We start from the raw sequence: 17,705 nt of genomic DNA, 5'->3' as shown, positions 1-17,705 counted from the left end.
CTGACTAGGTATGCGGAAAATGTTCAAGAATTGCTAGATAGTCTCCCTCGGTGCCGCCCCTGACCGTATTGGCACCGAGCTTCCAATCATCGCTCCGCTTGCGCCCTTCCCTGCTCCACCAGTTTACGTGGAACCCCTTCTCGGGATCCTTGGGATCGAAATCGATCCGCCATCCTCGGCTGCCATCCGGACTCTGCATCCCCGTGACCCGTCCACGGTGCGGACCGAGTTCCTGCACGAAGGGAATCTGATCATCACCCAACTGCGCGCGCTGCTTGGCATTGGCTCTCGCCTCGGAAAAAGAATCAAAATAGTGATGCTCTTCCTGTGACGTCTTCCGCTGCCGCCCCTCACCTTCCTCCCCCTTGCCCTTCCCCTTGGGGCATTTGGGCGCGAGTCCAAGAGGGTCGGCCCAGGTGAGCGGGTTGTGGACGTAGGTGGTGGGGTTGGGCGCGGGTGTCAGACCCAGCAGATCGGAGCTGAGATACCGAGCGGTCTCGGGGTCGTAATGCCGGAAGTAGTTGTAGTGCAGGCCGGTTTCGGCGTCGTAGTACTGGCCCGGGAATCTCAGCGGGGTGTATGCCGTGCTACTGGATGCCCAGGCCGTGGCGCCCCAGAGCGTGGCTCGGGCGCGCCAGGCGATGGCGCCCGACTCATCGATGAGTTCGGTGGGCGTACCGATGAGATCGGTGACGATGGCGAAGAAACGCGAGTCCACCTCGCGCTGAGGAGCATCGGCGGCGATCATCCGCTCGGTCTGGGAAATCGGGTGCAGACCGTCGTAGTCCCACGTCACGGTCACGGGATCGCGCAGATCCGGAGCCACCGTCGTCTGCTCGCAGAGAGCGCTGTCGTCCCAAGTGAATTCGATCCGCTCGACGACTGTTTCACCGTCGGGCGCGAGACGCTGTTTGTCCGTGCGGCGCCCCAGAGGGTCGTAGTGGTAACGCCAGCGGGTGCCGTCGGGTGTCACCACCGCGGCGAGCTGATCCTCCGCGTCCCACTCGTAGTGCCAGGTGTCCGGCTTGCGCGACAGACGGGTCCTCTGCCGAAGTGTGACGCGGCCGAGTGCGTCGTGCTCATACCTGGTCCTGCCCGCCTGCTCGATACGAGTGCCGCTGTAGTGGCGGGGGCCGACGGACTCCTGGCCCGGGTGTGAGGCCGGCCATGCGGCGGCGGACTGGTTGCCGGCCTCGTCGTAGGCGTAACGCTCGCTCCAGTCGCGGGCGTGGACGGCTGTGACACGGCCAGCCGCGTCCAGCTCGTAGCTTCGCCTGCCGTTCAGCTTGTCGTCGAGACCCACGAGATTGCCGTCTGGACGGTAGCTGTAGGCCCGGTGCTGAATCTCCGGGGCGACGGCCGTCGAGATCGACTGGGTCGTGATGCGGCCCAGTTCGTCGAAAGTGGCGGACATACTGGCGGACTCACCCACCTGGCGGCTGAGTTCGTGTCCGGACGCGTCGTGCGTGAAGGCGATGGGCCGACCGGACGCGATCAGTCGTATCCGATTGTCCGCCGCGTCGAACTCCCACGTGCTGACCGCGCCCGAAGGGGTCGTACGGCGGATACGGCGGCCCAGTTCGTCGTAGGCATGGCTCATGGTCCGGCCGTTGACGGTCTCGGCGATCAGGCGGCCCGCCCGGTCGTACTGCCGGGTGAGGGCGGCATCCGGTCCGTTTACCTCCGACAGCTGGTCCGCCGCCCCGTAGGCGTAGGTGGTGATCCGTCCCTCGACGTCCTTGCGCACCACTCGCCCCAGTGCGTCGCGCTCGTAGCGCACCGTCTGTCCGAGTGCGTTGGTGCGGGCGGTGTAACGCCCTGCCGCATCGACCGTGTAGGCGAGCGTGCGGTCGTCGAAGTCGGTTTCGGAGATGAGGTTGCCGACCGCGTCGTACGTGTAACCCCAGCTCAACCCCGCGGGATTGACGACGCTCGTGAGACGCAGGGAAGAGTCGTAACCGAACTCGTGACGGGCGCCGTCCGGGTCGGTGCGAGCCGTCAGCAGGTCGAAGTGGGTGTACTCGAAGCGGGAGACCCTGCCCATCTGGTCGGTGTGGCTCGTGCAGTTGCCTTCGCCGTCGTAGGTCCAGGACTCGACTGTTCCGTCCGGCGCCGCACGGCGTGCGGGCAGTCCCTCGACGGTCCAGGAGAAAAGAGTGGCCCGGCCCAGAGGATCGACACGGGCGACAGGTCGTCCGAAGGCATCACGTTCCCACGTGGTGGCCGCGCCGAGGGGGTTGATGTTCTCCAGGGGCAGGCCTGCGGGATCGCATCGCACGGTCGTGGAGTGACCGAGCGCGTCGGTGATCGCGGAGAGGTGGCCTCGCCCCGTGTACGCGTAGCGGGTGGTGACTCCGGCCGGATCGGTGACAGCGGTGCAGTTGCCGGCTTCGTCGTAGCTCTGTGTCCACCCGGTGCCGTCGGGCAGTGCCATGTACGCGGGCAGGTTCAGATCGTTGAAGCCGTAGCGGATGACAGCGCCATCGGGATAGATCACCTCCGTGGCCTGACCGAGGGCGTTGTTCACGAGACGCGTGGTGCTGCCGAGCTCGTCCGACATGGAGACGAGGTGGTGGTGGTCGTCATAGCCGGTACGAGTCGTGCCGCCCAGCGGGTTGACCTCCGCGACGACCTGGCAGTTGTCGTTGACGACGAAGCGGGTCACCGCCCCTTCCGGGGAGGTGACCGTGGTGATGCGGCATCCCGGCCATGCACTGTCCGTACCGTCGTAGGAGAAGGAGTTGGTGACGTGTCCGGCCTCGCCCCCCTGCGTCACACAGCGATCCCGGTCGTCGTACGTGTATTCATAGGTGCTGTCGTTCGTGTCGGTCCATGACGTGATGCGCAGACGCTCGTCGTACGTGAACCGCATCGGCAGTCCGGACGAGTTGGTGACCGAGGTGAGGTCGCCGCCCGTATAGCCGTACCGCTTGATCGTGAGGTCCGATCCGTCCTCCGCCGCTCCGGCGAGACCGAGGGCGGTGACTCGGCCCTCCTCCACCGTGAAGGTGATGCGGTAACCGCCGGAATGCCGGATCGAGCTGGGTGCGCCGTCGGCGGTGTAGGCGAATTCGATCGTGTTGCCGTTGCGGTCGGACACCCGCTCCAGCAGGCACAGCCGCTCCCGGACCGCAGCGAAGTGGTGGGTGCGCCCCGAGATCGGGTCGTCGATGCGGTAGCCCCCGGCGTCCAGTCGTACCAGCGGCCAACGGGGACCTGCCTCGGGCAGCACAGGGGCGTGCGACGTCTCCGGGTGCGGGTAGGACAGCAGCATTCCGTCCTCTGTGACGAAGACGATGCCGTTCTCGTCGACTTCGAGCCGCTGATCGATGGTCGAGGACCAGGTGGGGCCGAACCACCAGCCGGTGCGGTAGCCGGAGGCTACGCGGCGGGTGAACGCGCTCGGGAGGACACCGGGCAGGACGATGTCCGTGTCCGTCAGGAACATCTCTCCCGTGGCCGCGTCAACTGGGTCGCCGCAGCCCTTGATCTTGCTCTTGAGACGGTTGTACGCGCCTTTGGCTCCGTCCGCGAGGGCTCCCCGAGCCGACTTGCCCAAACCACGGACCCCGGCAGCCATGCCCTTCAACCCGGCCTTGAGCCCGTTCATGGTCCGGAGCCCCTTGAGCCCCTTGGCAAGCCCGCCGAGGGTGGTCAGCCCCTTCATCCCCGGAATGCAGTCAAGGGCGGCGAACGCCACATCCCAAAGAGACGCCTGCCCCTTCATATATTTGTTGAGGGTGTCCGCGAGAACGACGAGCGCGGCGATCAGCACGATCGCACCGAGGATCGGCCCCCCGATGATGAGGGCGATGATCCCGAGGACAGCCACGACGACCTTGCAGACCGCGACGATGGTGTCCCAGTTGTCGACGAACCAGTCACCGACCTCCTCGTACCACTTACGGTTCGGAATGCCGGCGTCGGAAGCGTCGTCCAGCTTGCGCTTCGCCTCCCCCGCCGCGTCCTCACGCATCTGACGCGCATCGGCGGCCATCTTCTTCGCCGCGTCCAGCGCACTCTGCGCGGAGGTCACGTCGGATTGGGCAGCGGTGTGCGCGTCCTTCGCACTCTGGGCGTCACGAGTCGCGGCCCGCACCTTCGCCTCATCAGGCTTCTCGACATCCTTGCCCGCCGACCCGGGATCGTCCTTGTACTTGTCCGCTTCCTTGTTCGCCCGCGTCACCCACGAATCAGCCGACGACAGCTTGGACTTGGCGGACGACAGATCCGCCTGCGCCTCCCGCCCCTTGGCGAGGGCTTTGTCGGCGAGGGTCTGGGCGCGCTCAAGCTCGGGCCAGTACGCCGCCAGCGCATCCCCCGCCAGGTCGTACGACTTCTTCAGCTTCTTGAGATTCTTCGGCACCCCGGAAAACTCGTCCCGGAACACCTCCGCGGTCTTCCCGACCATCGTCAGGACGGCATCCTCGCCCGCCATCCCATTCACCAGCCGCAACGCATCCTGCACGTCATCCGCGAAGTCATGCAGGCTCTTGGCCAACGACTTCACCCGGACCGGATCCCCCGGCGTCGGATCCTTCTCCAGATCCAGCACATGCCAGTCCGTCGGCCGATACCCCGCCACGCCGCAACCCCCGTCACAGACCGCCCACCAGAAACCGTACGCACAAGCGAAGCTATCGCACGGTGCAGACAGCCGGGGCTCCACCTCACGTGGTGAGGTGGAGCCCCGGCATGACGCATACTCGCCGCGTCCCGGTCAACGGTTGATCGACTGGATCTCCTGCACGATCACGTCCTGGTCCGCGCCGAACTCGCCCTGAGGCAGGTCCTGCGGGTCGTTGACGCCCGTGCCCGTCCACGAGATCTTCCACGTGACCGTCGCCTGGAGCTTGTACGAGCCGTCGCCCGACGAACGCAGGTAGCGCACACCGCACGGCGGGGTCTCGCCGGCCTTGCCCTTGGCATAGGGCTCTCCGATGCGGCCGTCGTTACCGATCGCACACTCGCCGGAAGCCGGGTAGGTCTGGGCGTCGCCGGTGCCCGGCTCGATCTTGAGGGAGATCGGTTCGGCGGTGGTGGTCGCCTGGAGGCCGATCGCGGGTATGGACGCCGTGACCGAGACCGGCTTGAAGTCGGCGCCGTCCAGCCAGGCCCAGGTCGGCAGGTTCACCTTGGTCGTGCCCTCGGGAGCCAGCTTCACCGCGGTGCCGGGCACCCTGATCTCGCCGTACGCGAGCTGGGCCAACATCTCGGGGGTGATGGCGTTCTGGATCCCGGGCGGCGGCGCGTCGCCCGTGTCCACCCAGAACGGGGCCTCCGTGCACTTGTCCCAGCCCGGCGGATAGCTGTCGTTGACGTACGAGTCCCAGAAGTAGCCCTTGCCGGTCTTCTCCTTGTTGAAGTCCTTGTACTCACCGCCGTTGACGTACTTCTCGCGCTGCTCGGCGTCCCACTGATCCCCCGTCGACCCCGCCTCCCAGATCGGCTCCATGTATGCCTTGAGCTGCGCGGGGGTGTACTTAGGGGCGTACCAGCAGGCGGGCGGGGTCCAGGCGGTCGTGGACCTCACGGGCCCGACGGAACCGCCGCTGCCGTTCTTGGAGCGGTCGTAGACGATGGCGCCGACGGAGGAGTTGATGGTGTCGCCGTCGACGCCGCCGGACGGGCCTTCGCCGGGGCCGTTGCCGATTCCTCCTTGGCCAGGAGGAGTCTGCGTGGCAACAGCGGAGGGAGAAAGGGTCCAGAACACCGATCCGGCCACAATCGTGATTGCGACGAGGCGCTGAGTTCGGATCACGGCTGGCACCTGTCGGCCCCACGGGTGGACGAAATCTTCACGAGTTCCCAGACCCCTTCCTTGTTCTTCTGGACCTGCGCCCCGTAGGCGATGTAGCTGTCCTTGGTTACTTTGCTTCCCTTGACCTCGTTGGTCTTGATCACCTTGCTGAAGCCCTTGCTCTCGTCACCGCAGTAGCTGATCGAGGCACTGTTCTTGGAGTTGACCGTGACCTGCCGGTCGAAGAAGCGCACGGTTCCAGTGACCGTCCAGCCCGCGTCCTTGAACGCCTTCACCCACTGCTCGGACGCAGCCGCACCTTCGCCCTCCGTGTAGTACTCAAGGGCGGGCAGCCGGGGGTCCTGGGCGACGATGGCGGCGTTGAGCGCACGAGTGAACTCCGCGTTGTCCTTCAGGACCGCGGACTTGACGTCATCACTCGCCTGTTCGGGTGTGAAGGTGAGCTTGACGTCCGACGGCAGCTCGATCTTCGGGCGGTCCGCGGCAGTCGAAGCGGACGCGGTCGGCGAGGCCGACTTCTTGTCGCCGGTGTCGGCGCCAGCGATCTTGTCGTTGGACTTGTCCTTGGAGTCGCTGTCGCCACCGCAGGCGGACAGCGTCAAGGCCGCAGCGGCGGTCAGCGTGATCGCTGCGAGCAGAGTGGGACGGCGGTTCACGGACGGCTCCCGGTGGGGCGAGGGGGTCATGAGCGCAGCCACGCTACCGAGGGTGCAGGGCACGACACCAGAGCGAATTATGCGGAGCTGGTAACGAAATGAGGGTCCAAGCCCGCATACCGGTACACATGCACAGCAAGAGAGCGGACACAGAGCGCGGGCCAAGCTCCCTGCTTGGCCCGCGCAAACACTCATCTGCCGTCAGTACGCCGCCCTAGCGCGCCCGCGCCCGCGAGCGAGGCCGGGAGTGGGAGTGGGACGGCGCGCCCGAGCCGGGGCCCGAGCGTGTGCCGGACGAAGGCGGCTTCTTCGAGCCCGTCGGCCACAGCCGCGGACTCCGTTTCGCCGCCAGGTCCTCGATCCAGCCGACGCACACGATCGCGAGCCCTATAAGCGGCCAGACCAGGACGAACATCCACAGCGCGTACGTGGTGTCCAGCAGGCTCACCATCCCGTCGTTCATGAAGGGAAGGTCGTAGAGCTGGTCGATGATCGGGACCGTCGCCATGATCAGGAGGTTGTGCCACAGATAGATCGTCATGGCACGGCTGTTGGAGAGCGTGACCAGCTTGTCCCAGCGCTTGAGGCGGCCGGGGAGCTCCTGCCAGGACGGGGAGTACTGGAGCAGGATGACCACGAACCCGAAGGACCAGGTGGCCTGCGCGAGCGGGATGTCGTTCAGGTCCCAGCCGTCGGGGCCCAGATGGCCGGACGCCCACCACAGGCCGAAGGCCATCAGCAGGGTCGAGCAGGACACCGCCACATAGCGCGGGATCTTCTGCAGCATGCCCTCGTAGTGCGCGAACCCGAGGACCCAGCAGCCGCCGTAGACCGCGAAGTCCGAGACGGCGTTGCCCGTTTCACCGGGGATGTTGACGATGCCCGTACCGACCACGGCCGTCAGCCCGAGCGGGGCCAGCAGCGTGGGCCACGGGGCCCTGCGGAAAGCCCACAGGAGCAGCGGCGACGCGAGGACGAACCAGAGGTACGCCCGCAGGTACCAGAGCACGCCCGCCGACTGGACCGCCCAGGTCTGCTCCAGGAGGCCCGACTTGTCGCCGATGCTCCAGGGGAACGGCGGGGCGCCGATCGGGACGATGTAGTTGAAGAGCTCGATCATCCCCCAGGTGCCGCCGTTGTCGGGGTCCTCGGAGATGTTCCAGCCCGCGGCGAACATCATGGCGAGCATGACGGCGCTGAAGATCCACAGCGGCGGCAGGAGCCTGCGGATACGGCCGCGGATCACGCCCAGGGCCGGGCGCTTCAGCGAGCGCGCCATCAGGGAACCGGCGAGCGCGAACATCACGCCCATGGACGGGAAGAGGACCGTCAGCCAGGCCCAGCCGAACAGGTGGTACATGACCACACGGATAAGCGCCAGTGTGCGCAGCAGGTCCAGGTAGCGGTCACGGCCGCTCGCCTTCTTCGGCGCGGAAGAAGCCGAGGAAGCCGATGGAGTGGCGGGAGTGGTGGGAGCGGGGACGGACGGTGTCCGGGACGCGGCGGACGCGGAGGGGACCTCGAACGGGGACCCCGGATTCTCCGCCGGAACCCGCGTGCCGAACCCGCCCGATCCGTCGGATGCGTCAGCCGCAGGGGATGTGTCCGTCGTGTCGAACGGGGACATCACCCAACCCGCGTCGTACCGCGGCTCCTCCGGGTGGCCGCCCGGAGGCGTGGTCTGGTCGTGTGTCATCCGACAGGCCTCCGATCGTTCCCGCTGCCGCTCTCCGCGCGCTGGCGGGGCATGGGGGCCGGGGTGCCCGCCGTGCCGGGGGCCGAGCCGACCACGCCGGTGCGGCGCAGTTTCTGCCAGCGCAGGCGGCCGCCGGTGAGGGCGGTGATCCAGGACTGGAGCAGGACGACGTACATGAGCTGGCGGTAGAGGATCTGCTGCAGGGGCAGCGAGATCAGATGGGTCATGCGTTCCTTGTCGAGCCGGAAGGCGTACGCGGCGCAGATCGCCTGGATGGCGAGGACGCCCAGCCAGGCGCCGATCGTCTTCTCGGTGGGGCCGAACACGATCCCGTACAGCAGGAACACGTCGATCAGGGGGGCCAGGAGCGGGGCCAGGACCATGAAGAAGGAGATCAGGGGCAGGCCGACGCGGCCGAAGCGGCCCGAGGGGCCCCGTTCGACGAGCGCCTTGCGGTGCTTCCAGATCGCCTGCATGGTGCCGTACGACCAGCGGTAGCGCTGGGACCACAGCTGCTGGACGGACTCGGGGGCCTCGGTCCACGCGCGGGCATTCTCCGCGTAGACGACGCGCCAGCCGTCGCGGTGCATGGCCATCGTGATGTCGGTGTCCTCGGCGAGGGTGTCCTCGCTCATGCCGCCGACGCGTTCCAGGGCCGAGCGGCGGAAGGCGCCGACGGCTCCGGGGATCGTCGGCATGCAGCGCAGCATGTCGTACATACGGCGGTCGAGGTTGAAGCCCATCACGTACTCGATGTGCTGCCAGGCGCCGATCAGCGTGTCGCGGTTGCCGACCTTGGCGTTGCCCGCGACGGCGCCCACGCTCGGGTCGCCGAAGGGCTGCACCAGTTCGCGCACGGTGGCCGGCTCGAAGACGGTGTCGCCGTCCATCATCACGATGAGGTCGTGCTTGGCGTTGGCTATGCCCCGGTTGAGGGCGGCGGGTTTGCCCGCGTTGAGCTGGCGTACGACGCGTACGCCCGGCAGCCGCAGGTTCTCCACGATGCGGGCGGTGCCGTCGCTCGAACCGTCGTCGATGACGACGACCTCGATGGGCTGTTCGCTCGCCACCAGCGAACGCACGGTGGCCTCGATGCACTTGGCCTCGTTGTACGCCGGCACCAGCACGGAGACCGGTTCGGTGACCGCCGGTCCCCAGCGGAAGTTCTTCCGGCGTACGCGGCGGGCGTGGGCGATCGACAGGACGAGCATCAGGCCGAAGCGGGTGATGACCAGCGTGCCGATGACGGCGAGACAGACGACGAGGACGTCGGTGCTCTTCTCGGAGAACTGCACCGCCCAGGTCCAGGCCTTGCCCTTCCACAGGTCGAGTCCGGTGACCTGGGTGTGGGCGCTGGGCGCGCCGAGCGCTCCGGTCAGGTTGTCGAACTCGTACCCCTTCTTCTGCAGGTCGGGCAGGAAGCGGTCGAGGGCCTCGACGGTCTGGTGGCGGTCGCCGCCGGAGTCGTGCATGAGGACGATGGCGCCCTTGCCGCCCTTGGGGGTGGCGTTGCGGATGATCGTCTCGACGCCGGGCTTCTTCCAGTCCTCGCTGTCGGTGTTGTTGACGACGGTGAGGTAGCCGCGGCTGCCGATGTACTCGGTCACCGGCCACGACTTGTCGTCCATGGCGTCGGCGAACGAGGAGTACGGCGGCCGGAACAGCGACGTACGGATGCCGGCCGCGCCCGCGAGCGCCAGCTGGTTCTGGGACAGCTCCCAGTCGATACGGCTCTTCGACTGGTAGGAGAGGTCGGGGTGGTTGAAGGTGTGCAGCCCGATCTCGTGACCCTCGTCGACCATGCGCTGGACGAGCGCCGGGTAGCGCGAGGCCATGGTGCCGGTGACGAAGAACACCGCGTGCGCGTCGTGCTTCTTGAGGACGTCGAGGACCTTGGGGGTCCACTCGGGGTCCGGGCCGTCGTCGAAGGTGAGGACGAGATGGTGCTTCGGCACGCTGAGGCTGCTGGTGCGGCCGCCCCGGGTGTCGATGACGGGACCGCCGTCGAGAATCTTCTCGGGTACGCGGTCGGTGGCGGCCTCGGGCTGGATGCGGTGGTCCGCGAGTATCTCGCTGTGTACGTACCCGCGCAGCATCAGCATCGCCATGAGGGCGACGAGGATGAGCGAGGGCAACAGGTAGCGCATGGGCAGGCGTCGGCGCCGGACGGCGCCCCGGCCCGCGCCGCGCTTGCTGGTGCGGCGTGCCATCAGAGGATGTTCTCCGGGGAGGACGGGGTCGGGGGGCTCGGCTCGATGGGAGTCGGCACCGCCGTGAGCGGGGCGTCGGCAACGTCGTTGGTGCCGCTTCCGGCGGGGGCCTCGGTGGTGGGGCCGTCCGTGACGCCGGTGTCGGTCGGTTCCGGATCGGGGTCCGGTGACGCGGGGACTTCGTCGGTGGGGTCCGCCCCGGGGTCGGCGGAGTTGTTGCTGCCCGTGCCCGGCTTGGTGGTGCTGGCGGAGGGCTTGGGGTCGGCCGAGGTGTCGGGCGCCTTCGCGCTGGCCGAGGCATCGGCCGAGAGGCTGGCGCCGGGTGACGGCGTCGTGCCTTCGGTGCCGGAGACGCTCGCCTCGGGCGAGGCGCTCGCGGAGCCGGACGGGCCGGCGGAGTCGGTGGGCTGCGGCGAGGTCTCGACCTGGCCGGCCGGTGCGTCCTCCTGCTGCTCCTTGATGGGCAGCCAGGGGGCGTCCGAGTTACCGGATATGAGGGTGATGAGGATGGCCACCGCGTAGACCGCGCAGGCCAGGCCCACCGCCATGCCTATCCGGCGGTATCTGCGGCTGCGGCGGCCCGTCTCGTCGACGAAGACCGGACCGTCCGAGCCGTCCTGGGTGCTGGGGGCACCCTTGGCCTGCTGGACGAGCCAGTCCTCCAGCTGCCGTCCCACACCGTCGAGCTGGACCGTGACCTCGTGCGGGTCATGGGTGTGCTCGGGGTGCTCGGACTCCTGCCAGGTGTCGTGGCCGACGGCGGGACCGGCTGCGGTACCGGCTGCGGTACCGGCTGCGGAGTCGGCCGCGGGCGCGGCTGCCGGGTCGGCCACCGCGCTTCCGGGGAAGCGGTCGGTGTGCCCGCTCCCGGGGAAGCGGGCGGTGTCCTGGGTGCCGGGGAACAGGACGGTGTCCTGGTTCTGGGCGCTGTCGGCGCCCTTGGCGTTCTTGGCGAAGCGGTCGACGTCCTGGCCGTCGTCCCGCTGCCGCGGCACCGCCGCGGCGGCCTCACGACGGAACCAGCTGTCGGACGGGCCCGGCGCACCGGACGCACCGGACACGCCGGACACCCCCGGCCCGCCCATTATCTCGGTCGCGTCCATGGCGCCGGCATGGCCGGAACCGTTACGGAAGGGCTGATCAGGACCATTTCGAAGCGCCCGGTCGGCCTCGTCCCCGGCCGAGCGGCTGTCACCGCCGGTACCAGGCTGATCGGAATCATTCCGACCCGGTTGAGCGTCTTCTGGCCAACTTTTCACGCGCACGTACATCCCCCCACGGGAATCGTTCTGGGGTGGCGCGTGCGACCCGGATACTCGCACGTCGTCGTCCGGAACCGGACCCCCACCCGGTCCCAGCGCCCCCTTTATCACACTGCACCCGGGCCACGAATGTATCGCACGTAGCCATGAGTGAGGGTTCTGTGTCAGATCCGACTCATCATGATGCGTGTATCTGTGGCCGGAATCCAACCCTCGGAAGGACGCTCCAGCCACGCCTCGTCCGCGGCGAGCCGTGCCGCCGCAGCCCTCAATGCCGCAACTCCACGATGCACCAGTCCCTTCCGCCACACCAAAGACACCGGCGACAACGGGACAGGGTCGATCAGGGGGCGAAGCGCTGAACCGGGCATGGCCGGAAAGTCCACCACCGCCAGAACAGGTGTTCGCGTCTTGGCCATGATCCTTCGGAACTCCTCGGTACCGACGGCGAGCGGCGCGGGCGGGGCCACCTCGATCCCGCGTCCCTCGAAAAGCTGACGGGCCAGGTCGGTCCATTCAAGCGTCCGGGGGTTCCCGGCACCCGCGTACACCCGCTCCCCCGCCAGGGCGTCGAGCGGTACGGCGTCCAGCGCGGCCAGCCGATGACCCTCGGGCAGGACGACGGCCATCCGCTCGTACCGCACGGGCTGCTGCTCCAGGCGGGCGCGCACGGCCGGATCGAGGCCCGCGAAACGGCCGAAGGACGCGTCGAGCCGGCCGGCCAGCAGCTCGGTCGCCGCGCCGGTGAGGCCGCTCTCGAAGCGGGCCATGAGCTCGCAGTCGGGGGCCAGTTCGCGAGCGAGGTCCAGGATCCGCCCGGAGACGAGCCCCGGACTGTTCACGTCCACGAGCAGGGGGCGCTCGGCACCCGCCCCGCCGTACGGGCCCGTCCGCCCGAAAGCCGCGAGCAGGTCGTCCTGCGCCTCCAGGGCCCGCCGCGCGTGGGGCAGCAGCCGCTCGCCGTCGGGGGTGAGCGTCACCTGCCGGGTGGTGCGTACGAAGAGGTCGGCGCCCAGCTCCCGTTCCAGGCGCCGGATGTCACGGCTGAGGGCCTGCTGGGCGACGTACAGGCGGGCGGCCGCGCGCGTGAAGTGCAGGTCCTCGGCGACAGCGAGGAAGGCGCGCAGCAGGCGGGGGTCCAGGTGGGAGGGATGGGCGGGCATCGGGTGAACTTACAACGTGGGTGCGTGAATCGGTACGGAAGAGGTGTTGGACCGCGTGCGGAGGGGCGGGCGAACGTTGATCCATGCCGCCCAGCCCGCCCTCGCAGCGCTCTCCGTCCCCCACCCCTCCTCCCTCCCCCTCCCCCTCTCCCTCGCGGAATCCCTATCGTCGACTTTTCGCCATTCCTGGTACGCGGGCGTTCACGATCGGGAATCTGATCGCCCGGCTCCCCATGGGGATGTTCAGCGTGAGTGCCGTGATCATGATCGCGGGGACGCGGGGTTCGTACGCGCTCGCGGGTGCCGTCACCGCGACCGGTCTGGCGGCGACGGCGGTCGTCGGACCCTGGACGGCGCGGCTCGTCGACCGGCACGGGCAGGCCCGGATCGCCGTTCCCGCGACCGCGGTCGCCGCGCTCGGCTCGCTCGCGCTGCTGCTGTGCGTCCGCCTCGGGGCGCCCGACTGGACGCTGTTCGCGGCGTACGCGGCCACGGCGACCACGCCCAACACGGGAGGCATGTCGCGGGCGCGCTGGGCTCACCTCCTCGAAGGGGACCCGGTCCGGCTGCACACCGCGAACTCCTTCGAGCAGGCCGTGGACGAGTTGTGCTTCATGTTCGGGCCGGTGCTGGCCGCGCTGCTGTGCGGGGCGCTGTTCCCGGAGGCGGGCACGCTCGTCGCGGTCGTCCTGCTGCTGACCGGCGTGCTGGTGTTCAGCGCCCAGCGCTCGACGGAACCGCCCGCGCGGGGCCGTACGGGCACCGGTTCCTCGTCCCCGCTCCGAGCGCCGGGCATCCCGCCGCTGCTGATCGGATTCCTCGCCACGGGCGCGGTGTTCGGGTCGATGGAGGTGGTGACGATCGCGTTCGCGGACGCACAGGGGCACCGGGCGGCGGCCGGGGTGGTACTCGCCCTGCAGGCGGCCGGGTCGTGTGCGGCGGGGCTGCTGTACGGGGTGCTGCGGCCGGGCGGGGCGGTGGAACGGCGGTTCCTGCTCAGTGTGGGCGCGATGGCTCCGCTGATGTGCCTGCCGCTGTTGGCGGCGACGCTCGGGAGCGGGGGCGGTCTGGTGACGCTGGGGCTCGCGCTGCTGATCGCGGGGATGGCGACGGCGCCGACGATGGTCACGGCGATGACGCTGCTGCAGCACCGGACGCCGGAGGGGCGGCTGAACGAGGGGATGACGTGGGCGGTGACGGGGTTGTTGGGCGGGATCGCTTGCGGGGCGGCGGTGGGTGGGGTCGTGGTGGAGCGCGGGTCGGCTGCGACGGGTTACGCGGTGCCGGTCGGGGCGGCGGCGGTGGCGCTGCTTATCGCGCTGGCGACGGCCCGCCGTTGGCGGTCGCCAGCGCCCTCCAAAAACAGGCCGCATGCCACCTGACCGCCCGGCGGGGGCTGGTCGCGCAGTTCCCCGCGCCCCCAAAAAAACGGGCCGTCCGCCACCTGACCGTCCGGCTTCGGTTGCTCGCGCCGTTCCCCGCGCCCCTGACGGGGCCCCGGAGCGGCGCAGCCGCTTTCAGGGGCGCGGGGAACTGCGCGACCAGCCCCCACCGACCCGCACCCGACGAATCACCCCCTGCGGCGCAGCCGCTTCAAGGGGCGCGGGGAACGGCGCGGCCAACCCCCACCGACCCGCACCCGACAAACCCCGGTCGACCCACCGAACGCCCGCCCCAATTCGCGCGCACCCCATTGACTCCCCCCGGGCCCCCACATACGTTCCCCGTCGAAGCGCTTCGACGGCCGACGTCGAATCGATTCGATGCGCGCCGCGCAAGCGGAGCGCAATGCTCCGATACCCGTCCGACTCCCCCGGAGGCACAGGATGTTGACGGCACGAAGGCGTGTGATGGCGGCGGCCGCCGCGGTGGTGAGCACCACCCTGCTGCTGGCCTCCTGCGGTGACTCGGACAGCGGGTCCTCCGACGGGAAGACCCTGAAGCTGTGGCACTACGAAAGCCCCGACAGCGCGATGGCGGTCGCCTGGAACGCGGCCATCAAGGAGTTCGAGAAGACCCACCCCGGCGTCAAGGTGAAGTTCGAGGAGAAGGGCTTCGAGCAGATCCAGAAGACCGCCCCGATGGTCCTCAACTCCGATGACGCCCCCGACCTCATGGAGTACAACAAGGGCAACGCGACGGCCGGCCACCTCTCCCAGCAGGGCCTGCTCACCGACCTGTCCGCGGAGGTGACGAAGCACGGCTGGGACAAGAAGCTGAGCGCGGGCGTACGCACCACCAGCCAGTACGACGCCAAGGGCGTGATGGGCTCCGGCAAGTGGTTCGGGATACCCAACTACGCCGAGTACACGATGGTGTTCTACAACAAGGACCTCTTCAAGAAGTACGGCATCGCCGAGCCGAAGACGTTCACCGAACTGACCGCGGCCATGGACACGTTCGTCGACAAGGGCGTCACCCCGCTGGCCAACGCGGGCGCCGAGTACGTGGCCCACCAGTACCTCTACCAGCTCGCGCTGTCGAAGGCGGACCGCGCCTGGGTGGACTCGTACCAGCTCTACAAGGGGAAGCCGGACTTCCACGACGCCGCCTGGACGTACGCCGCCGAGACCTTCGCGGACTGGGTGAAGAAGGGCTACATCAGCAAGAAGACCACCAGCGCGAAGGCGGAGGACGCCGGGCTGTCGTTCATGCAGGGCAAGAGCCCGATCCTGTTCTCCGGCAGCTGGTGGTTCGGCCGGTTCGCCGCGGAGAACAAGTTCGACTGGGGCACGTTCCTGTGGCCGGACTCGAATCTGACCCTCGGCTCGGGCGGCAACCTGTGGGTGGTCCCCAAGGGCGCCGAGAACAAGCAACTGGCGTACGACTTCATCGACATCACCATGTCGAAGAAGATCCAGAACCTGCTCGGCAACAAGGGCGGCGTCCCGGTGGCCGCCGACCCCGCCGCCATCACGGACCCGCGGTCCAAGGGCCTCATCGCCAACTTCAACACCCTCTCCGAGCGTGACGGCCTGGCGTTCTACCCGGACTGGCCGGCGCCCGGCTTCTACGACGTCCTCGTCTCCGAGACCCAGAAGCTGATCACCGGGAGCGCGAAGCCGGATGCCTACCTGGACGCGGTGAAGGCGGCGTACGACAAGGGCGTACAGGCCCCATGACGTTCACCGTCGACGAGCGGGGCGGGCGGAGGAGCGCGGTCGTCGAAGCGCGTCACCACGCGAAGAACGCCAGAGGCGACCGACCGCCCCGCGACTCCTACGCCCTCTTCCTGCTTCCCGGCGCCCTCGCCTTCCTCGTGATCGTCGTCGTGCCCTTCCTGATGAACACGGGCGTGAGCTTCACCGAGTGGCAGGGCGTCGGCAGCCCGAAGTGGACCGGGCTCGCCAACTACCGGGAGCTGATGGACGACGCCGAGTTCTGGGCGTCGTTCCGGCACAGCCTGTTCATGGTCGTCGCGATGGCGGTCGTACCGACCGTCCTCGGGCTCGTCCTGGCCGCCGCCCTGTTCGACTTCGTCGGCAAGCACTTCGGCAGCAGGACGGCCGCCGTGCTGCGGGCCTGCTTCTATCTGCCGCAGGTGCTGCCCATCGCGGTCGCGGGCATCGTGTGGAGCTGGATCCTCGCGCCCGAGAACGGCTCGCTGAACGAACTCCTGAAGGCGGTCGGGCTGGGAAGCCTCCAGCAGGACTGGCTCGGCGACCCCGACCTCGCGCTGTACAGCGTCATGGGCGTGATGGTGTGGGTGCAGCTCGGCTTCCCGCTGGTCATCTTCATGGCGGGCCTGCAGCGCGTCGACCCGCAGCTGTACGAGGCCGCCGAACTGGACGGCGCCGGCTGGTGGCGCCGGTTCTGGCACGTCACGCTGCCGCAGATCAGGCCGGAGATCTACGTCGTGCTGCTCTGGTGCACGATCGCCGCGCTCAAGGTGTTCGGCGCGGTGTACGTGCTCACCAAGGGCGGCCCCGGCGGGGCCACCGACGTGCCCTCGTACTTCTCGTTCACCACGTTCTTCGAGAAGACGCAGGTCGGGTACGGCGCCGCGATCTCCACCGTCCTCACCGTGATCGTCCTGCTGCTCGCCGTGGTCGGCCTGAAGCTCCAGACCCGTGCCGAGGACGCCGAACAGGGAGTCGTGCGATGAGCAGCACCGAGCGAGGAGTAGTTGCCTCATGACCGCCCTCCGCCGCTACCCCGTGCTGCTCGCCCTGGTCATCGGGGCCCTGTTCATGGTCCTGCCGTTCCTGATCGTCACCCTCAACGCGGTGAAGTCGCCCGCCGAGTACTCGGCGAACGGCCCGCTGAGCCTGCCCGAGGGCGTCTACCTCGACGGGCTCAAGGACTTCTGGGAACGCGTCGACTTCGGACAGAAGCTCGTCAACTCGGTGATCATCAGCGGGTCCGTCGCCCTCGGGGCCGTCGTCCTCTCCGTCCTCAACGCGTACGCGATCGGCATCGGGCGGATCAAGGGCCGCACCTGGGTCCTCGCCTTCTTCGTGCTGGCGAACATGCTGCCGCAGGAGGCGCTGGTCTACCCGGTCTACTACCTGAGCAAGGAAGCCGGCCTGTACGACACCAGGCTGAGCGTGATCATCGTCTTCACCGTGATCCAGGCCGCGTTCGGCACGTATCTGCTCGCCTCGGTCCTGGGTCAGTTCCCGCGCGAGATCATCGAGGCCGCCCGGATCGACGGCGCGAACAAGTGGCAGGTGCTCTGGCGGATCGTGGTGCCCGTCAGCCGGCCCACCATCGGCGTGCTCCTGGTCTTCTTCTTCATCTGGACCTGGAACGAGTTCCTGCTCCCCCTGGTCATGCTCATCTCGAACGACAACCAGACCGTGTCGGTGGCGCTCGGCGTCCTCCAGGGCCAGCGCCTGATGGACGCCACGATGACGAACGCCGCCGCCCTCCTGGGCGTCCTGCCCGCCATCGTCTTCTTCCTCGTCTTCCAGCGGACGCTCACCCGCGGCATCGCCGTGGGTGCCGTCAAGTAAGG

At 68.5% G+C, this 17,705-nt stretch carries 11 protein-coding genes; 4 read left to right on the top strand and 7 right to left on the bottom strand.

Going from position 1 to position 17,705, the window contains the following annotated elements; genetic code table 11:
• Positions 1 to 4: 4 nt before the first annotated feature.
• The 7 genes from J8N05_RS10710 to J8N05_RS10680 all read right to left on the bottom strand — a co-directional run bounded on the left by J8N05_RS10710 (position 5) and on the right by J8N05_RS10680 (position 12,748).
• Positions 5 to 4,585 carry an RHS repeat-associated core domain-containing protein gene (locus J8N05_RS10710; protein WP_210882194.1) on the bottom strand — a complete coding sequence of 1,527 codons (4,581 nt, stop codon included), beginning with the start codon at positions 4,583 to 4,585 and terminating at the stop codon, positions 5 to 7.
• A 135-nt stretch (positions 4,586 to 4,720) separates the two neighbouring features.
• The gene (locus tag J8N05_RS10705) at positions 4,721 to 5,770 is read right to left on the bottom strand and encodes a hypothetical protein (RefSeq protein ID WP_210882193.1); all 1,050 of its coding nucleotides are present in this window, start codon (positions 5,768 to 5,770) and stop codon (positions 4,721 to 4,723) included.
• Positions 5,758 to 6,459 (bottom strand): hypothetical protein, encoded by a 702-nt coding sequence (locus J8N05_RS10700; RefSeq protein WP_247706223.1) that lies wholly within the window; start codon positions 6,457 to 6,459, stop codon positions 5,758 to 5,760. The genes J8N05_RS10705 and J8N05_RS10700 overlap by 13 nt, the downstream gene beginning before the upstream one ends.
• 172 nt (positions 6,460 to 6,631) lie before the next feature.
• Positions 6,632 to 8,113: an acyltransferase family protein gene (locus J8N05_RS10695; protein ID WP_247706222.1), complete on the bottom strand. Its 1,482-nt coding sequence runs from the start codon at positions 8,111 to 8,113 to the stop codon at positions 6,632 to 6,634.
• On the bottom strand, positions 8,110 to 10,323 hold the full coding sequence (locus J8N05_RS10690; protein ID WP_210882191.1) for a glycosyltransferase: 2,214 nt from the start codon (positions 10,321 to 10,323) through the stop codon (positions 8,110 to 8,112). The genes J8N05_RS10695 and J8N05_RS10690 overlap by 4 nt, the downstream gene beginning before the upstream one ends.
• Positions 10,323 to 11,426, bottom strand: coding sequence for a hypothetical protein (locus J8N05_RS47890; protein WP_210882190.1), 1,104 nt, complete (start codon positions 11,424 to 11,426; stop codon positions 10,323 to 10,325). Before J8N05_RS47890 ends, J8N05_RS10690 begins: the two co-directional genes overlap by 1 nt.
• Positions 11,427 to 11,749: 323 nt before the next feature.
• Positions 11,750 to 12,748 (bottom strand): LysR family transcriptional regulator, encoded by a 999-nt coding sequence (locus J8N05_RS10680; RefSeq protein WP_210882188.1) that lies wholly within the window; start codon positions 12,746 to 12,748, stop codon positions 11,750 to 11,752.
• Positions 12,749 to 12,831: 83 nt separating this feature from the next.
• On the opposite strand from J8N05_RS10680, the gene J8N05_RS10675 reads away from it, so the two are divergent.
• The 4 genes from J8N05_RS10675 (at position 12,832) to J8N05_RS10660 (ending at position 17,703) form a co-directional block, all read left to right on the top strand.
• The gene (locus J8N05_RS10675) at positions 12,832 to 14,130 is read left to right on the top strand and encodes an MFS transporter (RefSeq protein WP_210882187.1); all 1,299 of its coding nucleotides are present in this window, start codon (positions 12,832 to 12,834) and stop codon (positions 14,128 to 14,130) included.
• Between the two features lie 444 nt (positions 14,131 to 14,574).
• Entirely contained in the window at positions 14,575 to 15,870 is a 1,296-nt protein-coding gene (locus tag J8N05_RS10670) for an ABC transporter substrate-binding protein (RefSeq protein WP_210882186.1), read from the top strand.
• Complete coding sequence (locus tag J8N05_RS10665) at positions 15,867 to 16,853, top strand: carbohydrate ABC transporter permease (protein WP_210882185.1); 987 nt, start codon at positions 15,867 to 15,869, stop codon at positions 16,851 to 16,853. Before J8N05_RS10670 ends, J8N05_RS10665 begins: the two co-directional genes overlap by 4 nt.
• 28 nt (positions 16,854 to 16,881) lie before the next feature.
• Positions 16,882 to 17,703 (top strand): carbohydrate ABC transporter permease, encoded by an 822-nt coding sequence (locus J8N05_RS10660; protein ID WP_210882184.1) that lies wholly within the window; start codon positions 16,882 to 16,884, stop codon positions 17,701 to 17,703.
• Positions 17,704 to 17,705 lie beyond the last annotated feature (2 nt).

The sequence above is a fragment of the Streptomyces liliiviolaceus genome (genome assembly GCF_018070025.1).
In the GTDB taxonomy this organism is placed as follows: Bacteria; Actinomycetota; Actinomycetes; order Streptomycetales; family Streptomycetaceae; genus Streptomyces; species Streptomyces liliiviolaceus.
The sequence above is the reverse complement of the archived record's forward strand: the minus strand, read 5'-3'. Positions and strand labels throughout refer to the sequence as shown.

What these genes read in the sequence shown, in the direction of transcription:
- J8N05_RS10695 (WP_247706222.1), bottom strand. Translation starts at nt 8,113, where the DNA reads ATGACACACGACCAGACCACGCCTCCGGGCGGCCACCCGGAGGAGCCG.
- J8N05_RS10690 (WP_210882191.1), bottom strand. Translation starts at nt 10,323, where the DNA reads ATGGCACGCCGCACCAGCAAGCGCGGCGCGGGCCGGGGCGCCGTCCGG.
- J8N05_RS47890 (WP_210882190.1), bottom strand. Translation starts at nt 11,426, where the DNA reads ATGGACGCGACCGAGATAATGGGCGGGCCGGGGGTGTCCGGCGTGTCC.
- J8N05_RS10680 (WP_210882188.1), bottom strand. Translation starts at nt 12,748, where the DNA reads ATGCCCGCCCATCCCTCCCACCTGGACCCCCGCCTGCTGCGCGCCTTC.
- J8N05_RS10675 (WP_210882187.1), top strand. Translation starts at nt 12,832, where the DNA reads ATGCCGCCCAGCCCGCCCTCGCAGCGCTCTCCGTCCCCCACCCCTCCT.
- J8N05_RS10670 (WP_210882186.1), top strand. Translation starts at nt 14,575, where the DNA reads ATGTTGACGGCACGAAGGCGTGTGATGGCGGCGGCCGCCGCGGTGGTG.
- J8N05_RS10665 (WP_210882185.1), top strand. Translation starts at nt 15,867, where the DNA reads ATGACGTTCACCGTCGACGAGCGGGGCGGGCGGAGGAGCGCGGTCGTC.
- J8N05_RS10660 (WP_210882184.1), top strand. Translation starts at nt 16,882, where the DNA reads ATGACCGCCCTCCGCCGCTACCCCGTGCTGCTCGCCCTGGTCATCGGG.